This window comes from Herbiconiux sp. (genome assembly GCF_023264895.1).
Classification (GTDB): domain Bacteria; phylum Actinomycetota; class Actinomycetes; order Actinomycetales; family Microbacteriaceae; genus Herbiconiux.
Map to the genome: position 1 here is coordinate 21,673 of NZ_JAHFUY010000055.1, position 7,931 is coordinate 29,603.

General features: G+C 70.8%; 8 protein-coding genes and 1 tRNA gene. 3 read left to right on the top strand and 6 right to left on the bottom strand.

The genetic code is table 11. The features are described from left to right. Positions 1-61 precede the first annotated feature (61 nt). On the top strand, positions 62-1,339 hold the full coding sequence (locus Q0D57_RS11485; RefSeq protein ID WP_291043475.1) for an MFS transporter: 1,278 nt from the start codon (positions 62-64) through the stop codon (positions 1,337-1,339). A gap of 13 nt (positions 1,340-1,352) precedes the next feature. Here the strand turns inward: Q0D57_RS11485 and Q0D57_RS11490 are convergent, their stop codons facing one another. The 4 genes from Q0D57_RS11490 to Q0D57_RS11505 form a co-directional block, all read right to left on the bottom strand. Continuing rightward, positions 1,353-2,291: a 5'-3' exonuclease gene (locus Q0D57_RS11490; RefSeq protein WP_291043478.1), complete on the bottom strand. Its 939-nt coding sequence runs from the start codon at positions 2,289-2,291 to the stop codon at positions 1,353-1,355. A gap of 60 nt (positions 2,292-2,351) precedes the next feature. Continuing rightward, complete coding sequence (locus tag Q0D57_RS11495; RefSeq protein WP_291043480.1) at positions 2,352-2,636, bottom strand: hypothetical protein; 285 nt, start codon at positions 2,634-2,636, stop codon at positions 2,352-2,354. A 212-nt stretch (positions 2,637-2,848) separates the two neighbouring features. Next, positions 2,849-3,424: a helix-turn-helix transcriptional regulator gene (locus Q0D57_RS11500; protein ID WP_291043483.1), complete on the bottom strand. Its 576-nt coding sequence runs from the start codon at positions 3,422-3,424 to the stop codon at positions 2,849-2,851. A gap of 148 nt (positions 3,425-3,572) precedes the next feature. After that, positions 3,573-3,646 (bottom strand) — tRNA-Pro (locus Q0D57_RS11505). A gap of 313 nt (positions 3,647-3,959) precedes the next feature. Between Q0D57_RS11505 and Q0D57_RS11510 the strand changes: the two genes are divergently transcribed. Both Q0D57_RS11510 and Q0D57_RS11515 read left to right on the top strand, forming a co-directional pair. After that, positions 3,960-4,679, top strand: a complete 720-nt coding sequence (locus Q0D57_RS11510) for a TetR/AcrR family transcriptional regulator (protein WP_291043486.1) — start codon at positions 3,960-3,962, stop codon at positions 4,677-4,679. Then, complete coding sequence (locus Q0D57_RS11515; RefSeq protein WP_291043488.1) at positions 4,676-5,689, top strand: ROK family protein; 1,014 nt, start codon at positions 4,676-4,678, stop codon at positions 5,687-5,689. Before Q0D57_RS11510 ends, Q0D57_RS11515 begins: the two co-directional genes overlap by 4 nt. Before the next feature lie 120 nt (positions 5,690-5,809). Here Q0D57_RS11515 and der read toward each other — a convergent pair whose 3' ends face one another. Both der and Q0D57_RS11525 read right to left on the bottom strand, forming a co-directional pair. Then, positions 5,810-7,342 carry a ribosome biogenesis GTPase Der gene (der, locus tag Q0D57_RS11520; RefSeq protein WP_291043491.1) on the bottom strand — a complete coding sequence of 511 codons (1,533 nt, stop codon included), beginning with the start codon at positions 7,340-7,342 and terminating at the stop codon, positions 5,810-5,812. Then, positions 7,332-7,931, bottom strand: a 600-nt coding sequence (locus tag Q0D57_RS11525) for a (d)CMP kinase (protein WP_291043500.1), incomplete at its 5' end; no start/stop codon positions are given. The genes der and Q0D57_RS11525, both read right to left, overlap by 11 nt.

Here is a 7,931-nt window from a genome sequence, read left to right on the forward strand (position 1 = left end):
TCGCGGAATGGGAGGCCCCGCCCGGTGTTGAACCCTCTGTCAGCCCCGACGAGAGAGACCCATGACAGACCTGCGCGAACACCCCGACACCCGCCCGACGCCCGCCGTCGCCGGCCCCCACACCACCCGGCACGGCACCCGTTCGGCGGACCGCGACCGCACCCGCCGCCGCGCGGGCCTCGGCTTCTGGGGTGTGGCCTACACGTTCGTCGCGATCATGGCGTTCTCCACGGTGCCCACCCCCCTGTATCCGCTCTACGAGCAGGCGGGCGGCTTCGGTTCGAGCACCGTGACGGTCATCTTCTCGATGTACGCGCTGGGAGTGCTGCTGAGCCTCTTCCTCGCCGGGCACATCTCCGACTGGTACGGCCGCAAGCCCCTGCTGTGGAGTTCGCTCGGTGTCGCGCTCGTCTCGACGGCCCTGTTCCTCAGCAGCACCGACCTCACGGTGCTCCTGATCGCACGCTTCACCACGGGGCTGGCGGTCGGTGTGCTCACCGCCACCGCCACGGCGGCCCTCACGGCCCTGCGCTCGGCGCACCGGCCGAACGGCACGCCGGGCGTCGCCGAGACGGTCGCGGTCTTCGCGAACATCGGTGGCTTGGGTCTCGGCCCGCTCGTCTCCGGAGTCGTGGCGCAGTTCGCCCCGGCCCCGCTCATCTGGCCCTACGTCCTCTTCGCCCTCCTGCTCGTGGCGGCCGTGCCGCTCCTGGTGCTCACGCCCGAGACGGCGGGGCTCCCGGCCAAGACGGTGCGCTACCGCCCGCAGCGCCTCGCCCTGCACCCCACGCGCCCGGGCGCGCACCTCGCGGCGATCGCCCTCGGTCTCATCAGCTTCAGCGTGTTCGGTGTGTTCTCATCGCTCGCGCCGCAGCTGCTCGGCGACGTCTTCGGCATCACGGCCACGGCCCTCACGGGGGCGACGGTCTTCGCGGTGTTCGCCGCGGGGGCGGTGGCGCAGGCGCTCGCGGGCCGGATCCCGGCGCAGCACCGCGTGAAGGCGGCCGCGGTCACCCTGTGGGTCGGTCTGGCCCTGGTCGCGGTGCAGCCGTTCCTGCCGAGCTATCCGCTCTTCGTCGTCGGCGGCATGGTGGCGGGCGTCGGTGCGGGTCTCGCGTTCAAGACCGCGGTGGGCACGATCGTCGCCCTGACAGCGCCGGAGAAGCGGGCGAGCGCGCTCGCGACGCTCTTCCTGGGCTCGTACATCGGCCTCTCGCTGCCCGTGCTCGGTCTGGGCGCGCTGGCACCGGTCATCACGCTGCCGCTCGCGGTGGCCGCTCTCACGGCGGTGCTCGCGGCGGGTCTGGTGCCGGTCTACCTCACGCTGCGCCGGGGCTGAGGCGTCGGCGTGGTCAGCTGCGCGTGTCGAGTGCCTTGAGCAGTCGCACCACGGATCCGCCCAGGTTCCACTCGGTGCCGAGGCGCTCGAGCTCGGCCCGCGCCTCGCCGGTGACGGGTCGGAGCCGGGCGCCGGCCTCGTCGAGCGTGGGAAGCGGAAGATCTCGCACCACCCGCACGACGGCGGGTGCCACGGCGAGGTAGTCGGCGGCGGCCGCGAGCTTCGCGCGCACGCCGGACGAGACGCCGCCGTCGGGGTCGGCGGCGGCCGCGAGGATCCCGTCGAGGGTGCCGTGCTGCCCGAGCAGGGTGGCGGCGGTCTTCTCCCCGATGCCGGCGACGCCGGGGAGTCCGTCGCTCGTGTCGCCGCGGAGGGTGGCGAAGTCGGCGTACTGCTCCGGCAGCACGCGGTACTTCGCCACGACGGAGGCGTCGGTGAGCACCTCGAGGTTCTTCATGCCGCGGGCGGTGTAGATCACCCGCACGTCGTGTGAGTCGTCGACGAGCTGGAAGAGGTCGCGATCGCCGGTCACGACGTCGACCGGATGCGGTGCGCCGGTCGCGTAGCTCCCGATCACGTCGTCGGCCTCGTGCTCCGCGGCGCCCACGACGGCGATCCCGGCGAGCGCGAGCACCTCGCGGATCATCGGGATCTGGGCTTCGAGGGCGTCCGGAACCACTTCCTCATCCGGAGCGGTCGCCACGGTCTCGGCCACCCGGTGCGCCTTGTAGCTGGGAAGGAGGTCGACCCGCCACTGCGGCCGCCAGTCGTCGTCCCAGCAGGCCACGAGCAGTGCGGCGTCGAACTCCACGCTCAGCCGCGCGATCATGTCGAGCAGCCCCCGCACGGCGTTCACGGGCTGCCCGTCGGCCCGCCGAATGGTGTCGGGCACCCCGTAGAACGCCCGGAAGTACAGCGACGCGGTATCGAGCAGCATCAGTCGTTCGGCCATAGCCGATTGTGACATCCCAGCGCGCCCCTGTCGCCATCGCCGAGGGGCCCTGCTCAGCAGTCAGAGCAGCGGCGGGTCCAGCGGAGCGGGCAGTTCCCCGGGAGTCGCGAAGATCTTCACGACCATCGCTTCGGCGCGGGCGGGGAGAGCGTCGGCCGGGTAGAACGCTTCGTAAAGATCTTCGGCCTCCTTGAGGGTGGCTATCCCGCAGAGCGCCAGGAGCAGTCGGATGTCACGCGTATCGCGGCCCGGCCGATTGGCCCGGAGCTTCATGGCGAGGAGCGACTCCTTCGAGGCGACCTCGATCCGGATCCCGCCTTCGTCGTACAGCGTCTCCCACTGCACCTCTCGACCGAGGGTGGGCAGGGCATCAGCCTGAGTGACCGCGAAGTTCAGCCATGCGGGGTCCCATCCACGTCGCTGCGCCACGCCGCTGGCCGCTCGCGCGACGGCCTCACCAGAACCCGGATCCCCGCGACCTCACCGTCTTGGCGAAGCTCCGTCACAAGCTCCCGCAGTCCGCCGAGAATGTCGTCGCGATCGAGGGCGGTCACAGCTCAGACGCTCGCGAAGGTGTCGCGCCAGGCGAGCACGCCGTGTCGGGCGAACGCGTCGGGAACATCGGTGGCCGAGGGCTCCGGATCGGCCGGATCGATCTCAAGCACGCGCGGTTTTGCGAGGAAGCGCCCGGGTGCCCCGACCCACGACGGCAGGGGCACGGACTCTTCGGAGAGTCGCCACTCGACGAGGGCGGCGATCGCGGCATCCCAGACCGGTGAGCCGGTTGGTTCGGGTTCGGCGAGTCCGAGGACTCCCCGCACGAGCCCGTGCTCTGCCACCAGGTTGTCGTTCAGCACCAGGAGAGCACGGAGCGCTCGATCGGTGTCGCCGGCACGCAGCCTGACGCGGATGTCCGACGCCGCTGACGCGGCATCGTCTCGTCTGGTCGGCGCGAGATACAGCCGATGACCGGTGGCAGCGAGGAGGCGATCGACCGTGCCGAACTCGACCTCGCGGCCCTGCTCGGATCGGGAGATCCGGGCCTGGTCGATGCCGGAGCGGTCCGCGAGCTGGGTCTGTGTGAGGCGCTCGCTGAGACGTGCTGAGCGCACCAGGGTGCCTGAAGAAGCCATCGCTTCACCTCCAATATGACCTTTGAATCATATCAAGAACGGAGGTGTCAGGCGAAGGCGTGGGCCCACGAGCAGCTTCCACGTCCGAGACAGCCCGACAAAACCGAAGAGAGGGCCGCCCGCATGGGCGACCCTCTCTTCATCTCCGTCGGGCTGACAGGATTTGAACCTGCGACCCCTTGACCCCCAGTCAAGTGCGCTACCAAGCTGCGCCACAGCCCGTGGCATGTCATCCCGGAGAAGCGAACCGCTCCAGACAACTTGTCCATGATAGCGCCTTCTGAGCCTCCCCGTGGACACGGCCCGGGTCCGTCACGGTGCGATAACGGATCACCGATCTGGTCGGACCCGATAAATGCACCTGCATAGACTCGTGAGCAGAGGCGCGCTGCGGGGATGACCCGGACGGCCCCCGCAGCGCCCTCACCCACTCTCCGCCCCACCCGCGCCGATCCCGCGCAAAAACTGGGCGAAACTTTGGGACAGACAGTCCCGAACGGAGCTTTTTCATAAGATCCGCATTGCATAATTGACCATGCCCCAGTCATCTGCCTTACCCGCACCTACCCGACGACAGGGCGCGTCCGTCAATCTGGCCGAACCCCGAGCGGCCAGAACCCACGAATCGCTGACGACCGCCCTGTTCGATCTCCTCCGCCGGCACGACCTCACCGAGATCTCCATCTCCGAGCTCTGCCGCACGGCGGGAGTCCACCGCACCACCTTCTACGGCCACTACGCCGACATCTACGCCTTCGCCTCCGACTCGTTCGCGCGCATGCTCGACGAGCTGGCCGAGGTGGCCGAGCTCGACGCAGCCGACTACGAGAGCGAGGGGTCCGAGGCCCCCGATGTCGAGGCCATCACGGCCGCGTACACCGGCTCGATCAGCGCCATCCTCGTGCACATCCTCGAGCACCGCTCGGCGTACCGCATGATGTTCGGCACGCGGGTCGACGCCGGCTTCCGACGCGACCTGCACCAGCGCCTCCTCCGGCACGCCGCCCTCGCGGTGTCGAACTGGCGCCGGCTCGGCCTCGCCCAGGACCTCGACGGCCCCACGGCCGCCGCCTTCATCGCAGGCGGCTCCGTCGGGGTCTTCGAGGAGTGGGCCATGAGCGACGACACCGATGTGGCTGCCCGAACAGCCGACATCGTGGGCACGGCGGATGCCTGGGTCGCCTCCCGCGCACTGGCGCACGACTCCGTGCTCACGCCCGGCCCGGTGCTGGCACACGACACAATGGTGGGGTGACCACCGCAGCCGACTCCACCCCGCCCTCCCCCGGTCCCTTCGCCCTCGCGATCGACATCGGGGGCACGAAGGTGGAGTCGGCTCTCGTCGACCCCTCCGCCACCCTCCTGCCCGGCAGCCGCCACCGCGCGCCCACGGGCGCCGGCAGCACCGCCGACGACATCGCGGATGCCGTGCGCCGCGTCATCGCCGAGACCCTCGCCTCCGCTCCCCCGAACGCCGAGATCGTGGGCGCGGGCATCGGCAGCGCCGGCCCGATCGACGCCGTGCACGGCACGGTCTCGCCCCTCAACCTGTCCGCCTGGCGCGGCTACCCCGTGCGTGACCTGGTGCGGGACGCGATCGAGACGAGCGCGGCATCCGGAGCGACCGGCCACCGCTCATCCGGCGAGAGCTCCGGTTTCCCCGACCCCGTCCTCCGCCTCGACGGCCTCTGCATCCTCCTCGCCGAGCACTGGGCGGGAGCCCTGCAGCACCACCGCACGGCGATGGGCATGGTCATCTCCACGGGCATCGGCGGCGGACTCCTCGTGGAGGGCCGCCTCGTGGGAGGCCGCACGGGCAACGCCGGTCACATCGGCCAGATCCAGCTGCACGAGCACGAGAGCGCCGGCAAAGACCTCAGCACGACCCTCGAGGGGGTCGCCTCAGGCACGAGCATCGTCGCGTGGGCGCGCGAGCAGGGCTGGGACGGCACCGACGGCCAGCAGCTCGCGGCCGCCTACGCGAGCGGCGATCCGATCGCCCTGGCCGCCGTCGAGCGCTGCGCGAACGCGGTGGGCGACGGCATAGCCTCAGCCTGCGCCCTGCTCGACCTCGAGGCGGTCGCCATCGGCGGCGGCTTCGTCAACGTGGCCCCCGACCTCATCCTCCGCATCCGCGCGCGGGTGAACGCGGTCGCTCCCCTCGACACCATCCCCGGCGTCGAGATCCTGCGCTCGGCCCTCTCAGACGAGGCCCCCCTCATCGGGGCGGCCGGCCTGGTCCACCGAGCCGACCTCCTCACGTAGCTCGCGCCCCACCCCACAACGACGTGAGTCGCGGCAAAGTGTCCCCATTCCGGCCACAAGGCACGATATGGGAGCACTTCGCCGCGACTCAACGACAGCAAGGGGGGGTCGGGCGCGGCGCTAGCGCTTGCGCTTCTCCCGCACGCGCATGTTGACCACGATGGGCGATCCCTCGAAGCCGTAGATCTCGCGGAGCCGCCGCTGCACGTAGCGACGGTAGCCCGGGTCGAGGAACCCGGTCGCGAACAGCACGAAGGTCGGCGGCCGCGACGCCGCCTGGGTGCCGAACAGGATGCGCGGCTGCTTGCCACCGCGCACGGGGTGCGGATGCGCCGCCGTGAGCTCGGCGAGGAACGCGTTGAACTTGCCGGTGGGGATCCGGGTGTCCCACGAGTCGAGCGCGAGCTCGAGCGCGGGCACGAGCTTCTCGAGGTGGCGGCCGGTGCGCGCCGAGATGTTCACGCGCGGCGCCCAGGTCACGTGCGCGAGATCCTGCTCGATCTCCCGCTCGAGGTAGCGGCGGCGCTCGTCGTCGAGCAGGTCCCACTTGTTGAACGCGAGCACGAGCGCACGCCCGGATTCGAGCACGAGGTCGATGATCCGCAGGTCCTGCACCGAGATGGGCTCGGTCACATCGAGCACCACCACGGCCACTTCGGCCTTCTCGAGCGCGGCCGAGGTGCGGAGCGACGCGTAGAAGTCGGCGCCCTGCTGCAGGTGCACGCGCTTGCGGATGCCGGCGGTGTCGACGAAGGTCCACACCTTGCCACCGAGCTCGATCTGCTCGTCGACGGGGTCGCGGGTGGTGCCCGCGAGCTCGTTCACGACGACGCGCTCCTCGCCCGCGGCCTTGTTGAGCAGCGAGCTCTTGCCCACGTTCGGCCGGCCGAGGATGGCGACCCGGCGGGGTCCGCCCACCTCCTGCTTGGCCACGTTGGAGACCTCGGGCATCTTCTGCATGATGAGGTCGAGCAGGTCGGCGACGCCGCGACCGTGCAGCGCCGAGACGGGGTAGGGCTCGCCGAGGCCGAGCGACCACAGCGCGGAGGCCTGCGGCTCCTGGCGCGAGTCGTCGACCTTGTTCGCGGCGAGGAACACGGGGCGGTCGGCGCGGCGGAGCATCTTCACGACGTGCTCGTCGGTCGCGGTGGCGCCCACGTTGGAGTCGACCACGAAGAGCACGACGTCGGCGAGGTCGATGGCCACCTCGGCCTGGGCGGCCACGGCGGCGTTGATGCCCGCCGCGTCCGGCTCCCAGCCACCGGTGTCCACGAGGGTGAAGCGCCGGCCGGCCCACTCGGCCTTGTAGGCCACGCGGTCGCGCGTGACGCCGGGCTTATCCTCCACGACGGCCTCGCGGCGCCCGAGGATGCGGTTCACGAGCGCCGACTTGCCCACGTTCGGCCGGCCCACGATCGCGAGCACGGGCAGGGCGGGGAGGTAGACGACGCCGTCGCCGTAGTCCTCGGTGATCTCGAGCAGGTCGAGGTCGGCCTCGTCGAGCTCGTAGTCGTCGAGGCCCGAGCGCAGAGCGGATGCCCGCTGCTCGGCGAGCTCCTCGTCGACGCCGGCGAGGCGTTCGGCCAGGTCGTCGGCGGGTGCGTCGAACTCGTCCGGGTCGGTGCCGGATGCGGGGGTGCGGTTATCCGCCATGAGAGATCCTTGTCGTCTGGGCCACGACCTCGACCACCGCTTCGACGGTCTGGTCGAAATCGAGTTCCGTGGAGTCGACGGTGGTGACACCGTCTGCGGCGTTCATGAAGTCGACCACCCGGGAGTCCGCCTCGTCCCGTGTGCGAAGTGCCTCGCCCACGGCGGCGGCCGTCTCACTGGTCAGTTCCTTCGAACGCCTGCCCATTCTAGCCTCCTCCGAGGCCGTGAGCAGGATGCGCACGGGAGCATCCGGCGCCACGACCGTCGTGATGTCGCGCCCCTCGGCCACGATGCCCGGTTTCGGGGTGCCCGCCATGATCGCGCGGAACCGCTCGTTGAGGCCCCGCCGCACCTCCGGGATGCGCGCCACGAGGCTCACCACGGCCGTCACCCGCGGCTCCCGGATGGCGTCGGTCACGTCGGCCGAACCCACCCGCACGTAGTAGTCGTCGGGGTCGGTGCCGATCACGAAGTCGAAGCGCTCGAGCTCCTCGATCACCCGGTCCGCCTCGGCGGCGTCGATCCCGCGGTCCAGCAGATCCCACGACAGCGCCCGGTACGACGCCCCGGTGTCGAGGTAGTCGAAGCC